The sequence below is a fragment of the Bradyrhizobium sp. CCGUVB4N genome (assembly GCF_024199945.1).
Taxonomy (GTDB): Bacteria; Pseudomonadota; Alphaproteobacteria; order Rhizobiales; family Xanthobacteraceae; genus Bradyrhizobium.
Genome location: NZ_JANADP010000001.1, coordinates 2,339,985 through 2,363,984, shown reverse-complemented (window position 1 = coordinate 2,363,984; position 24,000 = coordinate 2,339,985). Strand labels below are relative to the sequence as shown.

Below are 24,000 nucleotides of genomic sequence, written 5' to 3'. Positions count from 1 at the left end.
TGCACAGTAGAAAAATCCGGCGATTTCAGCGGGTTACGGAAGCGAAAGCGAGAGTCACCCCAAAACACGTTTGACACGTCGGGCAAAACAGTGGCATAAGCCCACCATCGCAAAATTCGGATATTTGGAAGTTTCCCGCAACGCGGCTCCGGTGTTCAGATCGGCGAGCCCCAGCATTGCACGCCCGCCTCCATCCCTGTAAACGAACCGCGCACCGTTGCCGGCCGCGCACTTCCCGCAGGCCGTCTCGCGGCGGGGCCTGTAGCTCAATGGTTAGAGCCGGCCGCTCATAACGGTCTGGTTGCAGGTTCGAGTCCTGCCGGGCCCACCACGAAGATCAGTGATGCCGGGCCGATCTGAAACGCGCGGCTCAGGCCGAATGGCTGCTTTGCCGCACCGTTCCGCGAGGTCGCGTTTGGACCAGCAGCAGCCTCTGGCCAGCGAAAGATGACCTCAGCTGGTGCAGCAGCACATCCCACCGAATGATTTGACCAGCGCTCAGGATGGAGACAAGCCCCAAGGCCATCAGCAGCATGCCAAGCCAGGTCCAGACCCACCCGTCATCGACCGCCTCGGCTGTGGCAAGTGCGAGCGGCATCGCCGCAGCGGCAACGACCTCACCGGCGACCGGCGTCGCCGCCAGGAGTGCCTCAACGTCGACCTGGCGTAGCGCGATCGCGTCAGCCGTGAGCCGGTCGCGTTTGGAAAGGGGCGCCGGCGACGCGCTTGTTGCGATCCCGGTGGCGAGGACGGGACCGGCATCAACCACCTGCGCGGGCACGGACGGGCCCGGCCGAGACGTATCCGCAGGTGCGGAGCGCGGCAGCTCCGCGCGCGCATCCCCCACCGCCTTCCGCTCGCGCGCTGCGGTCTTGTTCTCTTCGGCCGTGGCGACACGATGTTTGGTGGCGCGTTGCTGAACCAGCTTCTTCACCGTCTCTGTTCCTTCGGCGACCTGGAACCAGCATCTGCGCTGGCCTTCCACCCGATAGACCCAGTGCAGGCCATCGGCGGCCGACTTGCCGGGCCGCGTCAAGCACTCCGCTTCCGCGGAAGCGCGCGCAGGGGCTGTGGCGGGACCAGCATTGAAGAGTTCGGAAAGGGGGGCCGAAAACGCGGATGATGTCGACAGACCCACAAGAAGCGCAAAAGCCGTGTAACAAACTCGCAAATGACCGGACATGAAAAACCCCGGTGTTGCGCCCCCTGCCGGACGGGAGTTTTGGCCGTGACCTGGGTCGCAATGCGACTTAAATCCGGCAATGCAGTGGATTCATTTTGGCGGCCGGCGAGATGCAGGCGACCTGGCCGTCAGCTCGATTGTCCGTTTTCGCCATCCCCTCAAGGCGCAGCCACAGCAAGACCAAAGGGCGAAGCGCGTCCGGCGTAGCCGGAGCGAAGCGAAAGCGAAGACGGACTATTCGCTAGCTTCGGTCAGGCGCGCCAGCGCAACGAACTCCGGTCGAAGCGAACGAAGGCTGTCATGCCGAAGCCCGTAGGACGAAGGCAAGGACGGCAGCGACTGCATGAAGCAGTTGAGCGCCGCGTCGGAGCGGTTTGCCGCCGGCGAGGCAAATCTGACTCGGTTGTGGAACGCGAAGCGGAAGCAGCGCTGTCTCACTGAGCGTCACGATCCCCTAACGAACGTGTGACCCGGCACCAGTAAGCCACTTCACATCCAAAAAGCCCGGGCGTCGGCTAAATCGGCGAACGTATTCTTGTGTCTTTGAACCACGCTCCTCGGGGGTGATGAATGTTTGGACGAAATTATTCTGATGAGCTCATGAGCATCGATCGTGCAGCCAGCCGCGATGAGTTTTCGACCATCTCCAATGCTGGACGCGCGCGATCAAGAGTCACGAAAGGATTGATTTTCTCCTTGTGTCTGGTGGTCAACTTCATCGCGATGACCGGCGTTGCATCGGCTCACGTGAAGTGGTTCGTGCCATGCGCCGTCTCCGACGATCCGCTGCCCGTCCAGGCGGTATTGACGACGACGTTCTTTCTGTTCCTGGCGCTGTTCCTTGCGCTGTTCTATCTCGCTTGCGCGGCCGAGCAGACCAGGTTCGGCGCCATGGTCTCGAAATTTCTGGATCAATTGACCGAGCCTCTGCGCCGTCGCGTCGACGACCTTTTGCGTGCGGCCGCTGCGGTATTCTTTGCGTTGCTGTGGGCTCATGGCGGTCTCATCCTCACCCCGGAACTCGAAGCAAACAGTTTCTGGCTCTCGGCCATTCAGTTGCTGATCCCGCTTTTCCTGGGCGCGCGGGCCACGCTCCCGGCAGCAGGGGCGGGCATCGTGCTGCTCTATGTCTATGGTGCCGCCAGCTATGGACTGTTCCACATGCTGGACTACCCGGTCTTTCCGGGGCTCGGGGTCTGGTTCGCGCTGTCCTCGTCGCGCAATGCCAAGCTGCTTGCTTTTCGATCTGATTTCCTGCGCTGGACCGTCGCGCTGTCCCTGTTATGGCCGGCGATGGAGAAATTCGTGTACCCGGCCTGGGTCGCGCCGATCGCGATCGCTCATCCGGAGCTGACGCTGGGCTTTGATGTCCCGACGGTCGTGACCGCCGCAGGGATCGTGGAATTCGGCCTGGCCTTCGCGCTGTTCTGGACACCGCTGGTCCGGCGTTTCGCCGCCCTCGCTTTGGTGATGGTGTTGACCGCCGCAACGCTCGATTTCGGCAAGGTGGACGGCATCGGTCATTTGATGATGATCGCCATACTTTTCGCGGTATTCGCCGATCGGGACGACAGGCCCGTCCGGTATCGTCCCGCGCTCGCACCGCTTGTCGGCAGCATGGCTTTGCCGGCCACGCTCCTTCTCTATACCGGCGCTCACACGCTCTCCTTCACATCCTTGACCACCCCCATCGCGCCGCTCGCGGGCGGCACGGCTTTGCTGCTCCTCGTCTTCCTTTGCCTGCGCCGGTTCGCGGAAGGTCCGGGCAACACACGCCACGAGAGCGGGCAGGATCTCGTGCGCCAAATTCCGTCCGAAGTCCCGCACCAGGTCTCGCTGCGCGCAAGCATCCTGGCAGCGTCTTCGGACGCAGCGCCCGAAGTCGCGGTCGGCGGTGTCGCCCTGACGGCCGTCGTGTTGATCGCGTTCCTGGGCCTGCGCGGCCATGAGCTGCAAGCTCCGCCCTCGGCCGCAAGCGCACCATTTCCGCAGCAGCACTCAGGCATGAGCACGCCTGGCGTGATTCGGGCGACCTAGCCGAGGTTCTGAAGTCTGACGAGGGATGACGGCCGGTTTGCAGATTCGCACGAATTCGTCCGCCGCCCGCACGCGATGCCGCGGATGTGACCGGTCGTGGAAGGTGTCGCGGATTGCGAGGGCGTGAGCCAAATCTCACTTTGACTCGTGCTTGTTGGTCCATCGGAGAAATTGCCATGCGGTCGGGTCTGGTTCTCTGCCTTTTGATTTTCCTGTGCGCTGCCAACGCCGCTACGGCGGCCCAGGTGCATCGGCACCATGCAACTGTTCACTCCGCGCGTGGGGGGACAGCGGGCTCCGCTGCGGCCTGGGCCTATTCACCGGCACGGCCGGCCCGCGCTCAGCCGGACCCGTACTACAATGAACGACCGGAGCCAGGTCATAATCCGTTTGCGGGATGGGGTGGTTAGCACCGGCGTGATTGCCGTGTCGCAGTCGCCCCAGCCAGCGATGCCAATGCGTCGCTGCAGATTCCGCGCCGCCGCGCATCACCCCGGCCAAGGTCGGTTGGTTAGTCATCGCCGGCGGACCGCTCCACTCACCCGGCACTGCAATCACTGCACTCGCTATCCATTGAGTGCACTATCACCGTAATCCGCATCGCACGAACGCGAGCGCTGCTGGCAGCGCGTGCGGAGCTTGCGCTGCGAAGCTTGGCTCCCGAACGCCCGACAATTCGCGGTCGCCGATATCGACTGCGGCTGCGTTGTGCTAGACAGCGCCATTGCCTGTATCCCCTGGAGGGGAGCACATGTCGACGGCGATTTCGGTCCTTGGCGGTGTTGGCCTGTTCCTGCTGGGCATGAGCGTCATGACCGCCGGCCTCAAGGGACTGGCCGGATCGGGATTGCGGATGGTGCTGAGCAAGGCGGCGGCGACCTCGCTGTCCGGTGCCTTCTGGGGCGCCGTCGTCACGTTGATCGTGCAATCCTCCAGCGCCACCACAATGACCACCATCGGTCTGGTGAGCGCGGGCGTGCTGACGTTCCCGCAAGGGCTGGCGCTCGTCTTCGGCGCCAATGTCGGCACGACGGGAACCGGCTGGCTCGTGGCGCTCATCGGGGTGCGCGTCTCGCTCACGGCCGCTGCATTGCCGATGATCTTCGTCGGCGCCCTGGTCAAATTGCTGGGCCGCGGGCGTGTGTCCGCAGCAGGCGCGGCGCTGGCCGGATTCGCGCTTGTGCTTTTTGGACTGACGACCCTGCAGCAGGGCATGGGAGGACTGGCCGAACGGCTGCACCCGGCCGATCTGCCGGCCATTCTCGGCACCACCTGGTGGTCGGGCCTGTATGGCGTGCTGGCGCTGGTCGTTGCCGGACTGGTGATGACGGCCGTGATGCAATCATCGACGGCAGCCATCGCGGTCACGCTGTCCGCATATCATGCGGGAGCCGTCGGACTGGATCAGGCCTGCGCGCTGATCATCGGGCAGAACATCGGAACAGCGACCAGCTCCGCCATGGCGGCGATCGGCGCGAGCAGCACCGCCAAGCGACTGGCGCTCGCCTACATCCTGTTCAAGCTGATCGCGGCCGTGATCGCCGTGGTGCTGTTTCCGGTCACGCTTGCCCTTCTGGTCCCCGCTTCAGACACGATCGACGGCGTGACGCTGCTTGCCGCCTATCACACCGCCTACAATTTCGTCGGCGTCATGGTGCTGCTGCCAATGATCGATGGGTTTACGCGGTTGGTGGAGCGCCTCCTTCCCGAACGCGGCTCACCGCTGACGCGGTGCCTCGATCCGGTGGCGCTGGCGACACCGATTGCGACCGAGGAAGCCGTACGGCGCACCGTGGCGCGCGCCCTTGGAACGATGTGCGGATCACTCGCGCGGGCTCTCGCTGCGGGGCATCAGGGTGCACCCACCCGCGCCAGGAACGACGTCTCCGTTGCAGCGGCCGCCGATGCGCTGCGCCAGGCCCAGGAGTTCATGTCGGCCGTGAGCGGCCCGCCCGAATCGGAGGATGAGCAGGAGCGGCTCACGCGCACATTGCATGCGCTCGACCACGCCTCTCGCCTGGCCGACACCGTGGGCGGTGAAGCCGAGCTCGGCACGCCTGACGGGGAGCCCGAGGATATCCGCGCCGCTGAGTTGTGCGCGCAGGCCATGCGTGGCGCGGCGACACTCGCCGCGGAGGTTGCCGGCGGGCCGCCAGACGGCGCGAAGGAACCGTTCGGCCCGGAGCAAGACCTGCCCGCAACGGAAGCGTCGACCACGCAAACCCTCGCCCTCCTGGAAGCGTGCGCGAAGGCCCTTGGCGAACTGCGGACAAGCCATCGCAGTGCGACGCTCGGCTCGGTGGCGAGCAAAGGGTTGAGCGCAGACGAGGCAATCGCCCGGGTCGAAACCGTACGCCGCCTCGAGGCGCTCGCGTATCACGCATGGCGTTCCGCGACGCATCTCGTCGGTCGCGGCGCATAGCGAGCCGTTCATGCGCCGGCTTCCGCGGCGACGACAATCAATCGTTCGGACGGCGGTGTCCCGGTGCTCAAAGCCTTTAGGGACGCCCTCCTACCTCATCCGGGTTATTGCATTGCCGGAGACGCCGCCGTAGCCTCGCCGGGCCAGAGGGCTTATCGATGGACCAGCATCGGACAGCATTGGTTCTGTTTGCATTCGCCGTGGCCACCGCCATCGTGGTTGCAGCCGCAGTCACGATGGACAAGGTCAACACCCGTACGGCGAGCAACGACGCGCTACCCGGTACGATCGGCCTCGCTAAACCGCATCAGCCGCTGGACCGCGCGCCCGGCGAGCCGCTGCAGAAGCGCTAGACCGGGCACCAGTAACGCGAGGCCGGCGCCGAAGCGCCGGCGCGCCTCGCGGCGCTATTGGGCGGACAGACCGACCGTTGTCGGCGTCTTCACGACCGGCGGCGGATTCCATTTTCCGGTCAGCGCATCCGATTTCGGGCTGTAGAGTCGCATCGTCAGGTTGAAGGCGCCCTTCGGCGCCGGCAGCCAATTGGCTTCCTTGTCCTTGCCCGGGCTTTCGTTCTGGAAGTAGAGATCGAGCGATCCATCCGCATTGTATTTGAACGGCATCCAGCTGCTGACCGCAAAGCGGTTGAGCACATTGCCGACCTGGAATCCTTCCGGATCGTAAAGGGTGATCGACCAGAAGGCGTTGACCGGCGGGGCTGCGCCCTTGTCGAAGGTGATGGTGTACTTGCTTGCGCCATCGAGCGGCTTGCCGGATTCGTCGCCGAGGTTGAGGGGATAGATGGCGTCCTCGGGCAGATTGGCGCCGAGCCCCACTTGCGAGACGATCGCCCGCTTCAGATAGTAATTGCCATAGACGCCCATGGTGTCGGTGTTCATCGACCAGCCATTGGCGACCCGCGCCAGCGTCGGCACTTTCCAGGCCATCAGTTTCTGGCCGTCCTGCGGAGCGGTTTCCAGCGCGCGTTGCAACACCGGATCGAGCTTGCCGATGTCAAACGCCTTGCCCGGCTCGATGCCGATCTTCTTCATCTGGGCAATGATCGGTTCGTCCGTGACGTGCGGTGGGTGAAGCTTGAGCAATTCCGCGGCGTAGGCGAAATACACGCCGGCCGACATGGTATCGACCTGGATCTTGGGCGGCGTCTTCATGTCGACACTCGGGTCCGGCTTGAATTCGACCGGCTTTGGCGTCTTGCCGTAGTCGGAGAGAAGCGCGACCCTGTAGCCGGCCTGGACTTTGTGGACGGCATCATAGTCCTGCGGACCATCGGTCTTGGTGCGGCCGATGATCCAGACGTAAGGCGTCGGCGCGTCGATACGCTGGGTATCCGCCGGAAGCTTGAGTTCTTCGGCGAACCGCTCGCGCAGATCGGGCCGCCAGCCCGGGGGCGTTATCAGGAACGTCCCGGCCTTGGTCCCGGTGGTCCGCCAGCCGGGCGACGCAAAGACGTCGGTCCACATGTCGAGCATCGGCAGCAGATAATAGCGCCCGTCCGTATCCGGTGCCGTGATGACGACCGGCTCCTTGGTCATGTCCAGCCACGCGCTGGAATACAAGGTGTCGAAATTGGATCGAACGACCCCCTTGAAATCCGCGGGTGGATATTCGGGGACGTTGCTGAACATGTTCATCGGCCCCTTCGCCATCTCCTTGCCGGGCGCGACGTTGGTGAACTGCTTCCGGGAGACGTCCATCGATAGCAGCGAGTAGAAATAGACATAGGCGTCGACCGCGATCGCATGCGCCTCCTGCTCGGTGATTGCAGCCGCGGCGCTTTGCGCGAGCGCCGCGGGCGCAGTCAGAGCGCCAATGCAGAGTGATAGAGTCAGCGTCAGAATACCTCGATTCATGTCGAACCCTCTCGTGCTCATATGCGTGCTGCTACGTTCAGTTGTAGACTCGATCCGCCTTGCTTCGTTGCCGTGCGCCGACTGCGGGCATCCTTCGATGCCCGCAGATCAGTGGTGCCGAACTAGTCGCTTGCCTTGCCACGGGCATACTGGATGATCCGCCGCTCGTCGCTCGACACCTGCGTCGGTCCAAGCTTGAACGTCAGCTTGTCGATCTTGCCGGTGAACTGGAACGGCAGCTTGTAGCTGTCATCCACGCCCGTGCGGGTATCGACGCCGACGTCAAAGGACTCGTCGATCGCCATGATGAACGAGATCGAGTGCGGGATCGACTGGCGGGAAACCTCCTTGCCGTCGACCGACAATACGCCGGCGCCGCCCTTGCCATAGCCGGGCCCGTCATATCTAAAATCGAACGCGATGGTGTGCTTGCCCGGCTTGAGCGATGAGCCGAGCCAGTCCCGCGCACCCACGCCCGATTCCCAGCGGTATCGTTTCAAATCCAGCATGTTGTAGACGAAGACCGGCTTGCCCTTCAGCAGATAGAGCCCGTAGCCGCTGAAGCGACCACCGAGCGTCACGATCATGCCTTCGGCGCCGCCCTGCGGGACGGTGATATCGGCGGTGATCCTGTAGTCCCTGTTCATGATGTTGGGTGCGTTGCCGTCGGGGATGCCGGGATTGATGCCTGTGTATGTGAATTCGGTTCGCCCCGCGGTCGCACTCGGACGCGCCGTCGTCAGACGCGGCAGGACCGAATTATCCAGCGGCAAGACCTGGTATTTCGCCGCTTCGCTCAGAAACAGCGTCTGAAGCTCCTTCAGCTTGTCGGGATTGCTGGCTGCGAGGTCTTTGGATTGCGAGAAATCCTCGGCGATGTTGTAAAGCTCCCATTTGTAATTGGTGACATCAGGCAGCTTCGCCGTTCCCAATAGCCATGGCGGCGCGGGCGGCGTCGTGCATGCATACCAACCGTCGTGGTAGATGCCGCGGTTCGCGAACATCTCGAAGTATTGCGTGTCGCGCTTTGACGGCGCGTTGGCGTTGGCCTGGTCGAACGTATAGGCCATGCTCACGCCCTCAATGGGCTTTTGTGCGATTCCATTCACCGTCGCGGGCGCCGTAATGCCCGTGGCTTCCAGGATCGTCGGCACGATATCGATGATGTGGTGGAATTGGGATCGAATGCCACCGACGTCCTTGATGTGGCCAGGCCACGAGATCGCCATGCCTTGCCTGGTGCCGCCGAAATGCGATGCCACCTGCTTGGTCCATTTGAACGGCGTATCGAAGGCCCATGACCATGCCACCGACATATGCGGATAGGTCTTGTCGGAGCCCCAATTCTCGTAGTGCAGCATCAGCTCGGCTTCGGGCAGTTTCAGAACGCCGTTATAGGCGGTCATCTGGTTAGGGGTGCCCTCGAGCGTGCCTTCCGCGCTGGTGCCGTTGTCGCCGCTGATGTAGATGATCAGCGTGTTGTCGAGCTTGCCCATGTCCTCGACCGCCTGGATGACGCGGCCGATCTCATTGTCGGTATAGGCCGCGTAGGCGGCAAACACCTCGGCTTCGCGCGCATAGAGCTTCTTCTGGATGATTGAGAGCGAGTCCCACTTCGGCAGGGTATCCGGCCAAGAGGTGAGCTCCGTGTTTGCGGGGACAACCCCGAGGCGCTTCTGGTTGGCGAAGATCTGCTCGCGCAGCTTCTCCCAACCCATGTCGAATTTGCCCTTGAACTTCTCGATCCATTCCTTTTTCGGCTGGTGCGGCGAATGGGTTCCGCCAGGCACGTAATAGACGAAGAACGGCTTGTCAGGGGCTGCCGCGTTCAGCCCGTTCATGTAGTTGATGGCCTCGTCGGCCATGTCGGTGATGAGGTTGTAGCCGGTCTTCCCGATCCAGGGGTAAACCTGAGTCGTGTTGCGAAACAGGTAGGGGGTCCACTGATCGGTTTCGCCGCCCATGAAGCCGTAGAAATATTCGAATCCCATGCCGACCGGCCATTGGTCGAATGGCCCGGCGGCGCTGTACAGATAGGTTGGCGTGTTGTGATTCTTCCCGAACCAGGACGTGGCAAATCCGTTGTCCCGCAGGATGGTCCCGATCGTGGCACTCTCCTGGCCAATGACGGAGTTGTAACCGGGATATCCGGTCGACATTTCGCCGATCACGCCATATCCGACCGAATGGTGGTTGCGTCCGGTGATCAGCGCCGCCCGCGTCGGTGAGCAGAGCGCCGTGGAGTGAAACTGCGTATAGCGCAGGCCGGCCTTGGCGACGCGGTCCATCGCCGGGGTCGGAACGACGCCTCCGAAAGTACCGGACACACCATAACCCTGGTCGTCGGTCATGATCAGCAACACGTTCGGGGCGCCTTTGGGTGGCACGACAGAGGGTGGCCAGTAAGGTTTTGAGTCTTTGGCCTCTTCGTTGATCACGCCGCCGAACTTTGGAGGCTCGGGGGGAAGCTGCTTGCCATCGAGCGTCATCGTGGCGCTGGGCGTCCCCGGTGTGCCGGTGATCTGCTGTGCCGCCGCTGGCGCGAGAAGACCCGGCGAAGCGATGAGCAATGTCGCAAGGCCGGTGGCCAACAGTAATTTCTGCTTCGGTCGCCAGCTACTCCGTTCATCGTTCATGGCGCTTCTCCCGTTTGATGCAGCGCAATCCAACGTGACTGGTCGAGGTATCAACCGGCTCGGCATGGCGTGCCGCCGGCCGGTAGCGGCGACAATGTCCGACCTGAAACGTGAGCCAATGCTGGATGAACCAGCAGCGGGACGCATTCGTTGACCTAAATCAAGCGAGCGCTGATTGGCGAAACGCTCCCGCTTCCGAGCGAGAGACGTGCAATATCGGCTGCAGCTAGCGCCGCACGGCGTCTGCAGTCTCAAAAACGCGCGATGGAATCTAACGAGATCGGCTTGTAGTCTAAGAGCACTTCAAAAGAGTGATGCTTCAGCTATCTCCGCGAGCGTCACCTTAGCGCAATCAGAGAATGAGGGCCAGCCATGGTCATTATTCTGTGCCTCTACCTCGTTGCGCTCTGGCTCGTATTCTCGAAACTCAGACTCGTGCGGTGGGGCTGGGTGTCGGGACAATCTCGCTGTTGATCGGCGGGTTCATTCTCGCGACATTTCTTGCGCTTTTTAATTATCTCGCACCGTCGGGCCGGGTGACGGTGATCGGCCGCGTCGTGGAGGTGACGCCGAACGTGACGGGACAAATTGTCGCAACCCCGGTTAAGCCGAACGTGCCGGTGAAGAAGGACGACGTGCTGTTTCAGATCGATCTGAGGCAGGAATGCTTACGTGCCGTGATGGGTCGCAAGGCAGAGAGACGGCGTTGTGGCGCAGGCTTGCCGCACCCTTTATAAAAGCTGATGTGCATCGCTTCCCGGGCGATTCCGGGTTCTTCTATTCTTCGGAGTTGGGGGCCTATGGCGCATCGCAATGTGGTCGCTTCCGTTCATCTGGTTGCTGGCGGTCTTCTCCTTACCGCATCGTTCTTGGCCGGCAGCGGGTCTCATACCGACCTGATGATATCCGCCGCGCAAGCCGCGGAAGAAACGCCCAAGGATGAACTCGCTGCACAGATCCGCATCCAGGGTTTTGCCTGTGATCAACCGCTCCGCGCGACAAGAGATGCGAAGCGCTCCAGGCCCGATCATGCCGTATGGGTGCTGAAATGCAGCAACGCGACCTACAGGGTCGGCCGCGCTCCAGATATGGCAGCGAACGTGCAGCGGTTGAAATAGTGGACGCCTGCGCGGTCGTGACGCGCTTCCCCTTGAGCCCTGATCGAGCGCTCGACGCAGTGCGTTTGGCCAGCTGGCACAATTTGCACATCGGCGGCAGAACGGATCGAAGCTCTTTCTCGAGAGCCGTAGCTGTTTGCGAGTCTGGCGTGCCCCCAGGGCAACACGACGACGAGATTTCGCGGTTCACCAGTTTAAGGCGAGACATTCACAATCTCGCTGGCATAGTGTCGTGAACGGACAATGGGGGAGCACATGACGCGCTGCATACCCGAACGCAAGTCTGGTCGCCGGTTGATCTGTGCGGTCATCGGCACAATCATGGTGATGTCCGCAACCTTATCCGACGCCGCGTACGGCGACGAAAGCGGCGTTTCGTATTGGCTCCCCGGACGTTTCAGCAGTCTTGCCGCAACGCCGCAGGTGCCGGGATGGTCGATGGCCGAGGTTTACTATCACACCTCGGTATCGGCGTTCGGTGCCGCGGCCGCGTCGAGGGAAATTCAGATCGGCCGATTTCCGGCGGCCGTGAACGTCAACCTGAATCTGCATCTGAACGCGCAGGCCGATCTGGTGCTGCTCAATCCCACCTACACTTTCGCGACGCCGGTACTGGGCGGACAATTGGCTGTTGGCATGACCGGCCTGTTCGGGCGATCGGCCGCCGACCTCAACGGGACGCTGACGACGGGGTTCGGACCAATCGCAATTACGCGAACGGGGAGCATCGGCGACTCCATCACCTCGGTGGGCGACCTCTATCCGCAAGTGACGCTGAAATGGAATCAGGGCGTCCATAACTTCATGACCTACGCGACGGGCGATATTCCCGTCGGGGCCTACGACCCGAACCGCCTGGCCAATCTCGGCATCGGCCACGGCGCCATCGATGGCGGCGGCGGCTACACCTATCTCAACCCGCAGGCTGGACACGAGTTTTCGGCGGTCGCGGGCTTCACCTACAATTTCAAGAATCCGGACACGCAGTACCGGAGCGGCGTCGACTTCCATGTCGATTGGGGTGCCTCCCAGTTTCTCTCGAAGCAGCTCTTTGTCGGCCTCGTCGGATATGCGTACCAGCAGGTCACCGACGATTCCGGTCAGAACCCCATCCTCGGCGGATTCCGCTCACGTGTCGTCGGCGTCGGCCCGCAGATCGGATTTCTGTTTCCGGTTGGCGACATGCAGGGCTATCTCAATCTGAAAGGCTACGGCGAATTCGCCGCGGAAAACCGGCCGGCAGGCTGGAATACTTGGCTGACGTTCTCGATCTCACCGATGGCGCCTACCAGTACCGTGACGCCAACACGACGGATCGTGACGAAATAGCAGGCCGTGGCCCCCGCAAGGGCAGCTAAATTCGAGACCTCAATCACCGGTGCGCGAGAGCTGCGGAGCAACGTTCCGGCTCGCCTTCTCGTTGCGCTGGCAGCGAATTGCGATGACAGCGCACTCAATGCGAGGTTCGAAAGCCCGTCAATGACGTGCACTGTCCCCTCGACACCTGCGAGCTCCGCTTCAGCATATCATCGGGTCATCGCCGTGGTCGCAAACGCCATCCGGTTGATCCGAGGGCACTGGCGCGAACGCGTGGTGGGCTGGCGCCGCGATCGACCGGTCGCCCGCGATGCGAGGGATGGTCGACCCCACGCTCTGTTCGGTTTGTCGATCGCCGGCGCGGCTCTCGCGCGCCTGCAGCGGCGGCGTAAAGATTGCGGTGACGACCAGTCCGGCCAACAAGGCCTTGGATAGGACTGACCCGATCAATTTTCTGAATGTCGTCATCGTGGCAGCTCCTTTCGATTGGGGTGATCCCTCGCGATACGAGAGATCCGATCCACTATCCTAAACGCGCCCGCCACGCGGCCTGTTACCACATGAAGAAAAGTTTAGTTGGCCGAGAACCGGATATGTCCAATTCGCACGAGACGTCCGAGCTTCTGGTCGACGGAAGCGTGCCGGTGCTGGTGGTGCCGAAGCCGGCTTAGGTGTAGGGCTTATCCCACGCTGCTCGGTTGTTCCACCGAACGCCCTCCTACAATGCGCCAGTTGACCGCCCTCTCGCGGCAGGAGAATTTCATGACGAGTGAAAAAGGCCCGAACATCAAGAAGAAGCAAAAATGCAAAAACTGTGAGGGCAAGGGTTTGGTCAAGAAGGGCGACAAGGTGGTGAAGTGTCAGCGGTGCAAAGGCACGGGCGTGCGCTGAGTTTACTTCCGACCAACGAGGCCGGCGCCGGCCGGAGCCACGGCGTCACCGATGCGCTTCAGCGTATTGGCGTTGCGCAACGTGCCGACGCCTTTCAGGCGTCCCGCGCCCAACGCCGACAGCAAACGCGATCGCGCTGGATCGCCGGTGAAATGGATCCAGAGATCGCCACCGGCGACGGCAATTCGTTCATCGCTGATGTAACGTGCCAGGGCGTTTTCGCCGCCTTTCGGAATCGGACTGCGCATCACGCGAACGGCGACCCTTTGCGGATCGGCGGCCGCTTCGTCACGAAACGGGTTCGCGCGCAGCAGGCGCCGCCACGCGTCGGCGTTACGGACGATGATCGCGACGTGCTTGCCGAACCGCGCGTTGAAGGCCGCTTCGAGATTGTGCTCCAGCCCGGAGATCGACGCCTCGCCGCTCTCAAACGTCAGATTTCCCGTCGCGCCGATGGTCCGGGGGTCATGGAGGCCGAGGCCTTGCGCCATGGCACGCAGCTCGGCCATCGCCAGTCGCCGGCCAAGCGGTAGAACCACGCTGTAAAGCAGCGCCACGTAGGTCGTCATGGTTGGATGGCTCTCGTTTTCGAGATTGCCAGGAGTTGCCTCGGATTTGTCCGGTCGCGCAGAAGCGCCTCCGTTGTCGCGTCATCAAGACCGAAAGACATTGATGATTGCCGCACCCTTGTTAACCAAACGTCAATTTTCGATCTTCCCGGCGCTCGGCATGCTGCGAAACGGCCGCGGTTTATTAACGACGCAGAGCGAATTGCCTTCTGTGGAGAAGGCCGTCTTTGATAAATTGCGGATACAAGCCCAGACCACGTACCCAACAGGCCGCTTCCCTTGGACGGTGAATTCAGGCGCGAGCCGTTCCTGGTCGTGATCGACCAGCTCACCGGCAAGGAGAGATGAGATGCAGGTCAGATCCGCACTTCAGATCAATTTGCATCCGCTGGACGTGCGCCATGCGGTCCACACACTTCCGCATCAGATCGACGTGTGGGGCGATCAGGTCGATCGTATCGTCTTCACGGTCGACACCAGGCAGAGCAAGAGCGGCCGCTACACCGGCAACGCTTACGAGGAGAGCCGCGGGCGCCTGTTTGCGCTGCTGGAGGCCATCGCGCGGAAGTCGCCGAAGGCGGAAATCTCCGAGGTCGACTATTCGCCGGCGGCGCTCGAGTCCGTGCGGCAGCGCTATTTCTCGACAAGCCGTGCCTACCCGGAGAAGGCCTTCGATGGCGGGCCGTTCCACGCCTATTTCTACGGCCTCTCGAAGGCGAACGCGGACTATGTGGTGCACATGGACAGCGACATGCTGTTCGGCGGCGGCAGCCAGACCTGGCTGGAGGAGGCGATCGGCTGGTTGAAGACGACGCCGGATGCCCTGTTCGCCGGGCCACTTCCCGGTCCACCCCGCGCTGATGGCACGCTCGCCGATTTGCACGGCGCCTTTCCGGGGTTGACCGGCATCCAACCGCCCGAGCGCCTGGCCGCCGACTACCCGGCTTACCGCTTTCGTACCGTGAGCACGCGCATCTTCGTTCTCGATCAAGCCAAGTTCGATGCATCGATCGGAGCGCTGGAGCTGGTGCGTCCGAATCTCAAACGCCGAATCCGCGCAAAACTGTTTCGCCAGTCGCCGCTGACGATGCCGGCGGAGGAGATCTTCTCCGCGGCCATGATGCGCAAGGGACTTTCCCGCATCGACCTGCTCGGTTCGGGCGCCGGGCTCTACTCGCTCCATCCGCCGTATCGCACCGAGACATTCTATCGGGAATTGCCACACTTGATCGCACGCATCGTGGCCGGGGCGATACCGGAAGCCCAGCGCGGCGAGTATGATGTCAATTCAAGCATGTTCGACTGGACCGAGGCACTTCGACAGAAGACCGTCGGTCGCCGCCTTGTCCGCGCCGCACGCACGCTGCTGTCGAGCTAGGCGGCGCGGTTCGCCTCATCGCTGTGGCGTGGTCGCCGCTGCCGGGCGCCAGCCCCGATATTTCGGGTGCTCCTTGCCGATCGGCAGCGCCACCGCCGTGCCGGTCTCCGCGGCGTGATAGAGCGCCGTGATCAGCTCCAGCGAACGCCGCGCGTCCCTGAGCGTCACCGGAAACGGCCCGTTGGTCTCGAGCGCCTGATGATAGGCCGTCATCAAGCCTTCGAAGCGCGACGGCACGAACGTGAAGCCATCCAGCGCCTTTGCGATACGCGCCTCAGCTTCCGGGGAAGTGGAGATGATCTGCCAGGGATCGTCGCCGGGGGCATAGGGCGCGAGCGAGCTCTCGAAGGTGACGTGCTCGAAGCACAGCCGGAGGCGGCTGATCTCTTTCGCCGACCCCAGCGTTGCGGCCAGCGAGGCCAGCGCGCCGCTTTCCATCACGAGGCTCGCGACCGCGCAGTCCTCGACCTCGATGTCGTTCACGCGCGTTGCGGTGCGCGCAAACACCGAAGCGATGTCGCCCATCAGCCAGGTCAGGATGTCGTGGGCGTGGATGGCGTGGGTGAGCAACGCGCCGCCGAGTTCGGTCTCGAAGCGGCCGCGCCACGGCACCGAATAATATTTGGCGCCGCGCAACCAGGCGGTCTCGATGGTCGCCAGATACGGCTTGCCGGCAAGGCCGAGCTCGATGATGCGCCGCGCCTTCTGCAGGCCGTTGCCGAAACGATACTGGAACACCGGCATGATGCGCCCGCGCGAACTGGCCTCGGCGGCGGTGAGCTGGTCGACCTCGTGCAGCGAGCCGACCAGCGGCTTTTCGCAGATCACATGCTTGCCGGCGGCGAGCGCCGCCATGACTTGCGGAAAGTGCAGCGTCGGCGGCGTGCAGATATCGACGATGTCGATGTCGTCCATCGCCAGCACCTCGTCGAACGAGGTGGTCCGGCGCGGCACGGAGAATTCATCTCCGACGGTGGTGAGGCGTTCCTCGCTGAGGTCGCAGATCCCCTGCAGATCGAACCGGTCGCGCAAGCGGGCATAGCCCTCCTCGATGTGGCTGCGACCGATGCCAAGGCCGATAACGGCAACTGTCCTGCGCTTCGACATTCTCTCAAACCCTTCCTTCCGCCATCGCCTGCGCGGTGAGTGCCAGCTCCATGGCCTTGAAGCAGCGCGCCTGCGGGATCGCGGTCTCGGTGCGATCGCGCACGTCCGCGATGAGCTGGCGGCCATAGGGCAATTCGACGTTGGAACAGTCGATGCGGTGGACACCCTTGCGGTCGACCATGATGAGATGGTCGATGCCGCCCTGGCCTGCGACGTCGATGTATTTGCGCAGCTCCATGTAGCCCTCGGTGCCGAGAACGGTGATCCGGCCGTCGCCCCAATTGGGCAGGCCATCGGGGGTGAACCAGTCGACGCGGACGTAGCCGGTGACATCACCGGTCCGCAGCAGCATTTCGCCGAAATCCTGCAATTCTGGCCTGTCGGGATTGGCGCGGTTGGCGACGGACGCGCTGACGACCTTCGCATCGAGCGCATCGGCGAAAAACAGGAACTGCTCGCACTGATGCGAGGCGATGTCGGTCAGGACGCCGCCGGTGCGTTCGCGCGAATAGAACCAGTCGGGCCGCGGCAGGTTCTTCAACTTGTGCGGGCCGAGCCCGACGGTGTTGATGACCTTGCCGATGCTACCTGCTGCAATCAGCTCGCCGGCTTTCACGGTGCAGCGGGTCTCGAAATGCTCGGAGTAGCACACCGAATAGATCCGCCCGGTCTCGGCCTGGACCCGGCGCACCTCGGCCAGTTGCTCCAGCGAGGTCATGCCCGGCTTGTCGCTCATATAGTCCTTGCCGGTGCGCATCACCTCGATGCCGAGCGGAGCGCGGTCGGCGGGGATGCCGGACGAGAGAATCAGCGCGATGGTTTTGTCCTCGAGCAATCGCGCTTTCTCGGCCATGCGCGGCGCTTGCGGATATTTCGCTGCGAAAGCCTGGGCGAGATCGTCCTCGACGGCATGAAAGCCGACCAGTTCCGCGCCGGCGCGCAGCAGGCAATCGACCTGGCCATAGATGTGGGCGTGATTGATGCCGATCGCGGCGAAACGCAGTTTGCTCATGACTTTTTTCCTTGGTTGTCAGTCCATGCAGGGATGCGTCCGATGCCGTCAACCCTTGAGCCCGGTGGTGGCGATGCCGTCGATCAACAGACGCTGGAAGAACAGGAAGAGGGCGAACAGCGGCAGCAGCGTCAGTGTCGACATGGCGAACAAGGCGCCCCAGTCGGACTTCCCGGTGGAATCGACGAAGCTGCGCAGGCCGAGTTGGACCGTATAGGAGCCCATGTCGTTCAGGTAGATCAGAGGCCCGAAGAAGTCGTCCCAGGTCCAGATGAAGGTGAAGACCGCGGCCGTGGCCAGTGCCGGCACCGACAGCGGCAGGATCACGATCCAGTAGACGCGCCAGGGACCGCAGCCGTCGATCATCGCGGCCTCGTCGAGCTCGCGCGGGATCGCGCGGAAGAACTGCACCAGCAGGAAAATGAAGAAAGCGTCCACCGCGAGGAATTTCGGCACGATCAGCGGCAGGAAGGTGTCGACCCAATCGAGGTTGAGGAACAGGATGTATTGCGGGATCAGCGTCACGTGATACGGCAGCATCAAGGTGCCGAGCATCAGCGCGAACCAGAATTTTTGGCCGCGGAATTTCAGCCGGGCGAACGCGTAGGCCGCAAGCGAGCACGACATCACGTTGCCGACCACGCTGCACAGCGACACCACGAGCGAATTCAGGAAGAACTGTCCGAATGTCACCTGCAGCCCGGACCAGCCGCGCCAGTAGGCGGCAAGGCTGAAATGGCGTGGCCACAGCGAGGTGGTGCCGAAGATGTCGCTGTCCGGCTTGAACGAGCTCGCCAGCATCCACAGCAGCGGATACAGCATGGCGATCGAGGCGAGGCACAACACGACGTGATAGGCCAGCGCGCGGCGGCGTGGATTGCGCGGGGGCGAAACCTGATCCGATGTCGCGAGATCAGCCATCGTAGTGCACCCAGTAGCGCGATGACAGGAAGGACAACGCGGTGAAGGCCGCGATGATCACCACCAGCACCCAGGCCAGCGCGGAGGCATAGCCCATGCGGAAATAGGCAAAGGCCTCCTGGTAGAGATAGAGCGTGTAGAACAGCGTCGCATCGATCGGGCCACCGGTGCCGCCGCTGATGATGAAGGCCGGCGTGAACGCCTTGAAGGCGTCGATGGTCTGCACCACGACGTTGAAGAACAGCACCGGCGTCAGCAGCGGCAGCGTGATCCGCCAGAATTGCTGGCTGCGGCTGGCGCCGTCGATCTCGGCGGCTTCATACACGTCCTTCGGAATCTGGCGGAGGCCGGCGAGAAAGATGATCATCGGCGAGCCGAACTGCCACACGCTCAGCGCCACCAGGGTGTAGAGTGCGGTGTCGGGATTGGAGATCCAGCTCGGTCCATGAATGCCGACGAGCTTCAGCGCCTGGTTGAGCAGGCCGTCGCCGGCAAACAGTTGGCGCCACAGCACCGCGACGGCGACGCTCGCGCCGATCAGCGACGGCAAATAGAAGATCGCCCGGTACAGCGGCAGGCCGCGGAGGCCACGGTTCAGCATCATGGCGACCAGGAGTGCGAAGGCGAGCTTGAGCGGCACCGATAGCGCCACATAGAGAAAGGTGACGTGCATCGCCGCGCTGAACTTGGGATCGCTGGTCGCGATGCGCACATAGTTGGCGGCGCCGACCCAGCGCGGGTTGCTGAGCAGGTCGTAATCCGTGAACGACAGATACAGCGAGATCAACGCCGGCCCCAGCGTCAACCCGAAAAAGCCGATGAGCCAGGGCGCGAGAAACAGATAGCCTGCCACACTCTCGCGCCAGGACAATTCAGCCGCCGGTGCGGCCGGCATGGCCTGCCTCGTCGTCGCAGCATCGATCAGCGTGTCGGCCACCGCGTCTATCCGCGGGCCAGCACGGCGGAGGCCTCGGCGACAAATTGCTTGGCGCCATCAGCGGGCGTCAGACGACCGAAGCCAACCTGCTCGTTTACGCGCCGCAGCACGCTCTGGATCTCGCCGGCGCCCCGCGGTGGCGGAGGCGGCAGCTGCCCAACCTTGTCGCTGATCAGGCTGATGTAGTCGACCATGGCGCGGCCGAGGTCGTCGAGCGTCGGCGTCACGACGTTGCGCATCGCCGATGACGCCGGCACGCCGCGCTCGACACCAAGCAGCTTGGCGGCCTCAGTGTCGGCGACGAAGTAACTGACCAACTGAACCGCCGCCTCGGCCTGTTTCGATTGCGCCGAGACGCTCCACATCATGGCCGGCTTCAGATACTGGCCGGGTTTCGCGCCTTGTCCGCCATCGGGGAACGTGGAGAGACCGAGCTTGCTCTTGTTGATGGCCTGGAAGCCGACCAGCTGGTTGGAGTGGGCAAACGTCATGGCGATCTTGCCGAGCGAGAGCAGGTTCGAATCGATCTCGCCGCGGTCCAGCGCCTGGGTATCCGGTGTGGCGCAGGCACCGCGCTTGCGCTGGTCGCTCCAGAACGCGAGCCACTCGGTCATGTCCTTGTCGTCGTAGCCGACCTTGCCTTCGCTCGTGTACAGCGACTTGCCGCGCTGGGCGAGCCAGACCTCGAGCAGCGGCTCGTTGCCACCGCCGTCCTCCATGCCCGTATAGCCATCGCGCTTGGCCGCCTTGGTGACCTCGGCTGCGAGATCGCCGATCTCGCTCCACGTCATGTTCCAGACCGGCTCTTTCAGGCCGAGACTTTGGATCAGCCCCTTGTCGTAGACCATCGCCGTCGAGTTGAGGCCGAGGCTGACGCCGTAGATCTTGCCGTCGACCTTGCCGCTGTCGACCGCGGCCGGGCTGAAATCCGTCAAATTGAGCGTTTTCGGCACGTAAGTGTCGAGCGGCAGCAGGGCGCCCCGGCGGGCGTATTCGAAGATGTAGCGGTAATCCATCTGCAGCACGTCGGCTGCATTGCGACCTGCGGTTTGCGTCGCAAGCCGCGCCCAATAGTCGGTCCAGCCCAGCGATTCGCCGGCGATCGTCACCTCGGGATGGCCACTCGCATAGAGCTTGTTGACCTTGTCGGTGCGCTCCGCCCGTTCCTTGGCGCCCCACCAGAACATGCGCAGCCGCGACTCCCGCGCCGCAGCGGGCAAGCCACCGAGGCCCGCCAGCGTTGCACCGCCGATCCCGGCTCCGATCAATGAACGACGCGACAGCGCGAAGCCGCTCATGACGTATCCTCCCTGACCTCGTGTCGATCAAGCCGCGTGTGACCGGCCGATGACACCAGTTGACCGCTTGCCAACGCACGAATTGCGTGACGTGCTTTTTTGCAAGCGATGAGAAGGTAGCGGCGCCATGTTGGCTTTGTCAAACGCGCGCTGGACGCCGCCATGTCACCTCGCGATGCACTGTCACGGAACCTCTCGATCTGCGCCTGGTCTGGTCGCGGTGCCCGCGCCAGCTTCGCACCAGCTTTGCGCCAGAAACTACCGCAGCGGGACGCCAGGGTCGTGCAGATCCCGCAAACACAGCATTTCTGGTCCCTTCATGAACCGCCAAGAACGCCGCGCCGCGGCCAAGCAGTCCCATAAGGCCGCGCCGCAAAATCTCGCGGTCGCCAAGAGCCTGGAGGCTGCGAAACAGGGTCAGGCGCTGTTCAATCTCGGCCGCTATGCCGAGGCCCTCGAATGCTTCAACGCATTCGCGAGACTCAATCCGAATGTCGCGCCGCTGTATCAGACGCGCGGGCTTTGCCTGCAGCGGCTGGGCCGGCTCGAGGAGGCGCAGGCCGACTTCGAGACGTCGATTGCGCTGAACCCCATCGAGGCCGAGACGCACAAGAATCTCGGTACGCTTCATTCGCGATTTGGCCGGATGGAGCAGGCTTTCGCGAGCTTCGATCGCGCGCTCGCGCTTCGTCCGAACTTTTCCGCAGCGCTCAACGAAAAGGCGCGGGCGCTGTGGAGCCTGCAATTGCTGGACGAGGCTTTCGCGGCCTTTCACCAATCGCATTCTATCGAGCCCGGCAATGCGGACACGATCTGGAATCTCGCGCTGCTGCAGATGCTGACCGGCGATTTCGAGCGAGGCTTGCCGGGGCGCGAAGCACGCTGGAAAGCGTCGTCCCTCGGCCTGCCCGATCGCGGATTCGCCCAAGCCTTCTGGCTTCGTGACCAGCCGCTCGAAGGCAAGACCATCCTGCTTCACGCCGACGAGGCCCTGGGCGATTCAATTCAGTTTGCGCGCTACGTGCCTTTCGTGGCCGCGCTCGGGGCTCAGGTCGTCCTGGAGGTCAAGCCGGCGGTCCGGGCCCTGCTCTCGGGCGTCCCCGGCGTCGCACATTGTGTCGACCGATCGATGACGCCGTCGCTGGCATTCGACCTGCACTGCCCGCTCGGCAGCCTGCCGCTGGCGTTCGGGACGCGGCTCGACACCATCCCGTTCGCGCAAGGTTTTCTGCCTGCCCCCGCGGCGGAGCGCGTGACAGCGTGGGAAGAGCGGCTGGGTCCCCGCACGCGCTTCCGCGTCGGCCTGGTCTGGTCGGGAGATGCGGGCCACAAGAACGATCATAACCGGTCGATGTCGCTGCGCGCGCTGGCGCCGCTGCTGGATTGCGACGCCCAGTTCGTCTCCCTGCAAAAGGGCATCAGGGATCAGGACCGCGCCTTCCTCCGCGAACGCCCTGATATCCTCGACCTGACGGAGCAGCTCACCGATTTCACCGAAACGGCGGCGCTGGTCTCCTGTCTCGATCTGGTGATCTCGGTCGATACCAGCGTCGTGCACCTCACAGGCGCGCTCGGCGCGCCGGTCTGGACCATGCTGCCGTTCAACCCGGATTGGCGCTGGCTGCTCAATCGCGACGACAGCCCATGGTATTCGTCCATGCGGCTGTTCAGGCAACCGGCACGAGACGACTGGGCCGGCGTCGTGGATCACGTCCGGCACGCGTTGGAAGCCAAGGTTTCCGCATGGCATGCGGACACACGGCCAGCCCGGCCCGAGGCTTTATCCTCCACGCAAGAGGAAGCGCTCGTCTCAAATTACCTCGGCGATCAGCTCCGGCAGCTCAAGCGTACGGACGAGGCTCTGCTGCACTTCCAGCAGGCGCTGCAACTGAATCCGCGATATTTCGAGGCCGCGGAGAATTGCGGCCGGCTGCTGCTCGATCTCGGCAGGCCGGCGGAAGCGCTGGACACTTTGGACGCAGCCGCGGCGTTGAATCCGAATTCCGCGAGCCTGTATCGGATCCGCGGCATCTGCCTCCAGGAGGCGAACCGGCTCGCCGACGCGGAGGCCGATTTCGCGCGGTCCATTGCGCTGGATGCGAGCGTGGCGGAAACGCACAACAATCTCGGCCTGCTGCATTGGAAGCTTGGCCGGACCGATCAGGCCTTTGCCAGCATCGATCGCGCGATCGCGCTTCGTCCGGATTTTGCCGCAGCGCTTGCCAACAAGGCCTGGATGTTGCTGGATCTGCAATTGCTGGATCAGGCGTCCGCGGCGTTTCGCAGATCGCTGGCGGTCGACCCGAACCGTGCGTCGACGGTTTTCAGTTTCGCGCTGCTTCAGCTGCTGACCGGAGATTTCGAGCGCGGCTGGGTGGGGCGCGAAGCGCGCTGGAAGGCGTCGTCTCTCCACCTCGCCGAACTCGGCTTTGCCCAGCCGCTTTGGCGCGGCGAACAGCCGATCGACGGCAAGACCATCCTGCTCTACTGCGACGAGGGACTGGGCGACTCCATTCAGTTTGCACGTTATGTGCCGATGGTGGCGGCGCTCGGAGCTCGCATCATCCTGGGGGTCCGGCCTGCGATCCAGCAGCTTTTGGCTGGTATCGCCGGGGTCGCGGAATGCACCAGCCGGGAAGCCGCGACATCGCTGGCATTCGACCTGCACTGCCCTCTCGGCAGCCTGCCGCTGGCCTTCGGGACGCGGCTCGACACCATCCCGTCCGCGCAAGGCTTCCTTCCTGCGCCCCCGGCCGCCCGCGTGGCGGCGTGGGAGGAGCGGCTTGGCTCCCATACGCGCTTCCGTGTCGGCCTGGTCTGGTCGGGAGATCCCGGTCACAAGAACGATCACAACCGGTCGATCGCTCTGCACGCGCTTGCGCCGCTGCTCGATTGCGACGTCCAGTTCGTCTCCCTGCAAAAAGGCGTCCGGGACGAGGACCGCGCCTTCCTCGACGCGCGCAAGGACATCATCGACCTCACAGAGCAGCTTACGGATTTCAGCGATACGGCGGCGCTGGTCTCCTGTCTCGACCTGGTGATCTCGGTCGATACCAGCGTGGTTCATCTCACGGGCGGGCTCGGCGCACCGGTCTGGACGATGTTGCCTTTCAATCCGGACTGGCGCTGGCTGCTCAATCGCGACGACAGCCCGTGGTATTCGTCGATGAGGCTGTTCAGGCAGCCGACGCGCGGCGACTGGGCCAGTGTCGTCGAGCGGCTCCGGAGCGAGCTGGTGACCATGGTTTCCGCATGGCAGCCGGGGCAGAAGCCGTCTTCGCGTCTACCTGCCGAGTGATC

19 protein-coding genes, 1 tRNA gene and 2 pseudogenes are annotated in these 24,000 nt (G+C 63.3%); 11 read left to right on the top strand and 11 right to left on the bottom strand.

From position 1 onward, the window contains the following. Positions 1–255: 255 nt before the first annotated feature. A tRNA-Ile gene (locus NLM31_RS10625) sits at positions 256–331 on the top strand. A 39-nt stretch (positions 332–370) separates the two neighbouring features. Here the strand turns inward: NLM31_RS10625 and NLM31_RS10620 are convergent. Further along, positions 371–1,183, bottom strand: a complete 813-nt coding sequence (locus NLM31_RS10620) for a hypothetical protein (RefSeq protein WP_254192193.1) — start codon at positions 1,181–1,183, stop codon at positions 371–373. A 600-nt stretch (positions 1,184–1,783) separates the two neighbouring features. On the opposite strand from NLM31_RS10620, the gene NLM31_RS10615 reads away from it, so the two are divergent. From NLM31_RS10615 to NLM31_RS10605, 3 genes are all read left to right on the top strand, one after another. Then, entirely contained in the window at positions 1,784–3,220 is a 1,437-nt protein-coding gene (locus NLM31_RS10615) for a hypothetical protein (RefSeq protein WP_254192192.1), read from the top strand. A gap of 751 nt (positions 3,221–3,971) precedes the next feature. Beyond that, the gene (locus tag NLM31_RS10610; RefSeq protein ID WP_254192191.1) at positions 3,972–5,642 is read left to right on the top strand and encodes a Na/Pi cotransporter family protein; all 1,671 of its coding nucleotides are present in this window, start codon (positions 3,972–3,974) and stop codon (positions 5,640–5,642) included. Positions 5,643–5,800: 158 nt separating this feature from the next. Further along, the gene (locus tag NLM31_RS10605) at positions 5,801–5,995 is read left to right on the top strand and encodes a hypothetical protein (RefSeq protein WP_254129106.1); all 195 of its coding nucleotides are present in this window, start codon (positions 5,801–5,803) and stop codon (positions 5,993–5,995) included. Between the two features lie 54 nt (positions 5,996–6,049). Here the strand turns inward: NLM31_RS10605 and NLM31_RS10600 are convergent, their stop codons facing one another. From NLM31_RS10600 to NLM31_RS10590, 3 genes and pseudogenes are all read right to left on the bottom strand, one after another. Further along, positions 6,050–7,516 (bottom strand): DUF1254 domain-containing protein, encoded by a 1,467-nt coding sequence (locus NLM31_RS10600; RefSeq protein WP_254192190.1) that lies wholly within the window; start codon positions 7,514–7,516, stop codon positions 6,050–6,052. A gap of 122 nt (positions 7,517–7,638) precedes the next feature. Beyond that, the gene (locus NLM31_RS10595) at positions 7,639–10,152 is read right to left on the bottom strand and encodes an arylsulfatase (protein ID WP_254129104.1); all 2,514 of its coding nucleotides are present in this window, start codon (positions 10,150–10,152) and stop codon (positions 7,639–7,641) included. Then, a pseudogene (locus NLM31_RS10590) lies at positions 10,142–10,249 on the bottom strand (formylglycine-generating enzyme family protein); the annotation flags it as partial. The gene NLM31_RS10595 and the pseudogene NLM31_RS10590, both read right to left, overlap by 11 nt. Positions 10,250–10,592: 343 nt before the next feature. Here NLM31_RS10590 and NLM31_RS10585 point away from each other — a divergent pair. The 3 genes from NLM31_RS10585 (at position 10,593) to NLM31_RS10575 (ending at position 12,599) form a co-directional block, all read left to right on the top strand. Further along, positions 10,593–10,889 (top strand): biotin/lipoyl-binding protein, encoded by a 297-nt coding sequence (locus NLM31_RS10585; RefSeq protein WP_254129103.1) that lies wholly within the window; start codon positions 10,593–10,595, stop codon positions 10,887–10,889. Positions 10,890–10,952: 63 nt separating this feature from the next. Then, complete coding sequence (locus NLM31_RS10580; RefSeq protein WP_254129102.1) at positions 10,953–11,270, top strand: hypothetical protein; 318 nt, start codon at positions 10,953–10,955, stop codon at positions 11,268–11,270. Positions 11,271–11,597: 327 nt separating this feature from the next. Next, positions 11,598–12,599 (top strand): transporter, encoded by a 1,002-nt coding sequence (locus tag NLM31_RS10575; protein ID WP_254129101.1) that lies wholly within the window; start codon positions 11,598–11,600, stop codon positions 12,597–12,599. A 189-nt stretch (positions 12,600–12,788) separates the two neighbouring features. Here the strand turns inward: NLM31_RS10575 and NLM31_RS10570 are convergent, their stop codons facing one another. Continuing rightward, positions 12,789–13,055, bottom strand: a complete 267-nt coding sequence (locus NLM31_RS10570; RefSeq protein ID WP_254129100.1) for a hypothetical protein — start codon at positions 13,053–13,055, stop codon at positions 12,789–12,791. Between the two features lie 294 nt (positions 13,056–13,349). On the opposite strand from NLM31_RS10570, the gene NLM31_RS42985 reads away from it, so the two are divergent. Beyond that, on the top strand, positions 13,350–13,478 hold the full coding sequence (locus NLM31_RS42985; protein ID WP_256561183.1) for a hypothetical protein: 129 nt from the start codon (positions 13,350–13,352) through the stop codon (positions 13,476–13,478). Between the two features lie 2 nt (positions 13,479–13,480). Here the strand turns inward: NLM31_RS42985 and NLM31_RS10565 are convergent, their stop codons facing one another. After that, the gene (locus NLM31_RS10565) at positions 13,481–14,047 is read right to left on the bottom strand and encodes a DUF1697 domain-containing protein (RefSeq protein ID WP_254192189.1); all 567 of its coding nucleotides are present in this window, start codon (positions 14,045–14,047) and stop codon (positions 13,481–13,483) included. A gap of 103 nt (positions 14,048–14,150) precedes the next feature. On the opposite strand from NLM31_RS10565, the gene NLM31_RS10560 reads away from it, so the two are divergent. Together NLM31_RS10560 and NLM31_RS10555 are read left to right on the top strand one after the other, a co-directional pair. After that, positions 14,151–14,366 carry a hypothetical protein gene (locus NLM31_RS10560; RefSeq protein ID WP_254192188.1) on the top strand — a complete coding sequence of 72 codons (216 nt, stop codon included), beginning with the start codon at positions 14,151–14,153 and terminating at the stop codon, positions 14,364–14,366. Between the two features lie 30 nt (positions 14,367–14,396). Beyond that, entirely contained in the window at positions 14,397–15,425 is a 1,029-nt protein-coding gene (locus NLM31_RS10555) for a glycosyltransferase family 2 protein (protein WP_254192187.1), read from the top strand. Positions 15,426–15,440: 15 nt separating this feature from the next. Here NLM31_RS10555 and NLM31_RS10550 read toward each other — a convergent pair whose 3' ends face one another. The 5 genes and pseudogenes from NLM31_RS10550 to NLM31_RS10530 all read right to left on the bottom strand — a co-directional run bounded on the left by NLM31_RS10550 (position 15,441) and on the right by NLM31_RS10530 (position 20,700). Next, complete coding sequence (locus NLM31_RS10550; RefSeq protein ID WP_254192186.1) at positions 15,441–16,532, bottom strand: Gfo/Idh/MocA family protein; 1,092 nt, start codon at positions 16,530–16,532, stop codon at positions 15,441–15,443. Positions 16,533–16,536: 4 nt separating this feature from the next. Next, a complete protein-coding gene (locus tag NLM31_RS10545; protein WP_254192185.1) occupies positions 16,537–17,544 on the bottom strand; it encodes a Gfo/Idh/MocA family protein in 1,008 nt (335 codons plus the stop codon). A gap of 48 nt (positions 17,545–17,592) precedes the next feature. Beyond that, entirely contained in the window at positions 17,593–18,465 is an 873-nt protein-coding gene (locus NLM31_RS10540) for a carbohydrate ABC transporter permease (RefSeq protein ID WP_254129094.1), read from the bottom strand. After that, a pseudogene (locus NLM31_RS10535) lies at positions 18,458–19,315 on the bottom strand (carbohydrate ABC transporter permease); the annotation flags it as partial. The gene NLM31_RS10540 and the pseudogene NLM31_RS10535, both read right to left, overlap by 8 nt. A gap of 92 nt (positions 19,316–19,407) precedes the next feature. Next, positions 19,408–20,700 carry an ABC transporter substrate-binding protein gene (locus tag NLM31_RS10530; protein WP_254192184.1) on the bottom strand — a complete coding sequence of 431 codons (1,293 nt, stop codon included), beginning with the start codon at positions 20,698–20,700 and terminating at the stop codon, positions 19,408–19,410. A gap of 319 nt (positions 20,701–21,019) precedes the next feature. Here NLM31_RS10530 and NLM31_RS10525 point away from each other — a divergent pair, with 319 nt between their 5' ends. Further along, on the top strand, positions 21,020–23,998 hold the full coding sequence (locus NLM31_RS10525) for a tetratricopeptide repeat protein (protein ID WP_254192183.1): 2,979 nt from the start codon (positions 21,020–21,022) through the stop codon (positions 23,996–23,998). The last annotated feature ends 2 nt before the right edge of the window (positions 23,999–24,000 follow it).

What these genes read in the sequence shown, in the direction of transcription:
- NLM31_RS10555 (WP_254192187.1), top strand. Translation starts at nt 14,397, where the DNA reads ATGCAGGTCAGATCCGCACTTCAGATCAATTTGCATCCGCTGGACGTG.
- NLM31_RS10575 (WP_254129101.1), top strand. Translation starts at nt 11,598, where the DNA reads ATGTCCGCAACCTTATCCGACGCCGCGTACGGCGACGAAAGCGGCGTT.
- NLM31_RS10525 (WP_254192183.1), top strand. Translation starts at nt 21,020, where the DNA reads ATGAACCGCCAAGAACGCCGCGCCGCGGCCAAGCAGTCCCATAAGGCC.
- NLM31_RS10580 (WP_254129102.1), top strand. Translation starts at nt 10,953, where the DNA reads ATGGCGCATCGCAATGTGGTCGCTTCCGTTCATCTGGTTGCTGGCGGT.
- NLM31_RS10595 (WP_254129104.1), bottom strand. Translation starts at nt 10,152, where the DNA reads ATGAACGATGAACGGAGTAGCTGGCGACCGAAGCAGAAATTACTGTTG.
- NLM31_RS10605 (WP_254129106.1), top strand. Translation starts at nt 5,801, where the DNA reads ATGGACCAGCATCGGACAGCATTGGTTCTGTTTGCATTCGCCGTGGCC.
- NLM31_RS10615 (WP_254192192.1), top strand. Translation starts at nt 1,784, where the DNA reads ATGAGCATCGATCGTGCAGCCAGCCGCGATGAGTTTTCGACCATCTCC.
- NLM31_RS10550 (WP_254192186.1), bottom strand. Translation starts at nt 16,532, where the DNA reads ATGTCGAAGCGCAGGACAGTTGCCGTTATCGGCCTTGGCATCGGTCGC.
- NLM31_RS10610 (WP_254192191.1), top strand. Translation starts at nt 3,972, where the DNA reads ATGTCGACGGCGATTTCGGTCCTTGGCGGTGTTGGCCTGTTCCTGCTG.
- NLM31_RS10565 (WP_254192189.1), bottom strand. Translation starts at nt 14,047, where the DNA reads ATGACGACCTACGTGGCGCTGCTTTACAGCGTGGTTCTACCGCTTGGC.
- NLM31_RS10545 (WP_254192185.1), bottom strand. Translation starts at nt 17,544, where the DNA reads ATGAGCAAACTGCGTTTCGCCGCGATCGGCATCAATCACGCCCACATC.
- NLM31_RS10600 (WP_254192190.1), bottom strand. Translation starts at nt 7,516, where the DNA reads ATGAATCGAGGTATTCTGACGCTGACTCTATCACTCTGCATTGGCGCT.
- NLM31_RS10540 (WP_254129094.1), bottom strand. Translation starts at nt 18,465, where the DNA reads ATGGCTGATCTCGCGACATCGGATCAGGTTTCGCCCCCGCGCAATCCA.
- NLM31_RS10620 (WP_254192193.1), bottom strand. Translation starts at nt 1,183, where the DNA reads ATGTCCGGTCATTTGCGAGTTTGTTACACGGCTTTTGCGCTTCTTGTG.
- NLM31_RS42985 (WP_256561183.1), top strand. Translation starts at nt 13,350, where the DNA reads ATGACGAGTGAAAAAGGCCCGAACATCAAGAAGAAGCAAAAATGCAAA.
- NLM31_RS10530 (WP_254192184.1), bottom strand. Translation starts at nt 20,700, where the DNA reads ATGAGCGGCTTCGCGCTGTCGCGTCGTTCATTGATCGGAGCCGGGATC.
- NLM31_RS10560 (WP_254192188.1), top strand. Translation starts at nt 14,151, where the DNA reads ATGATTGCCGCACCCTTGTTAACCAAACGTCAATTTTCGATCTTCCCG.
- NLM31_RS10570 (WP_254129100.1), bottom strand. Translation starts at nt 13,055, where the DNA reads ATGACGACATTCAGAAAATTGATCGGGTCAGTCCTATCCAAGGCCTTG.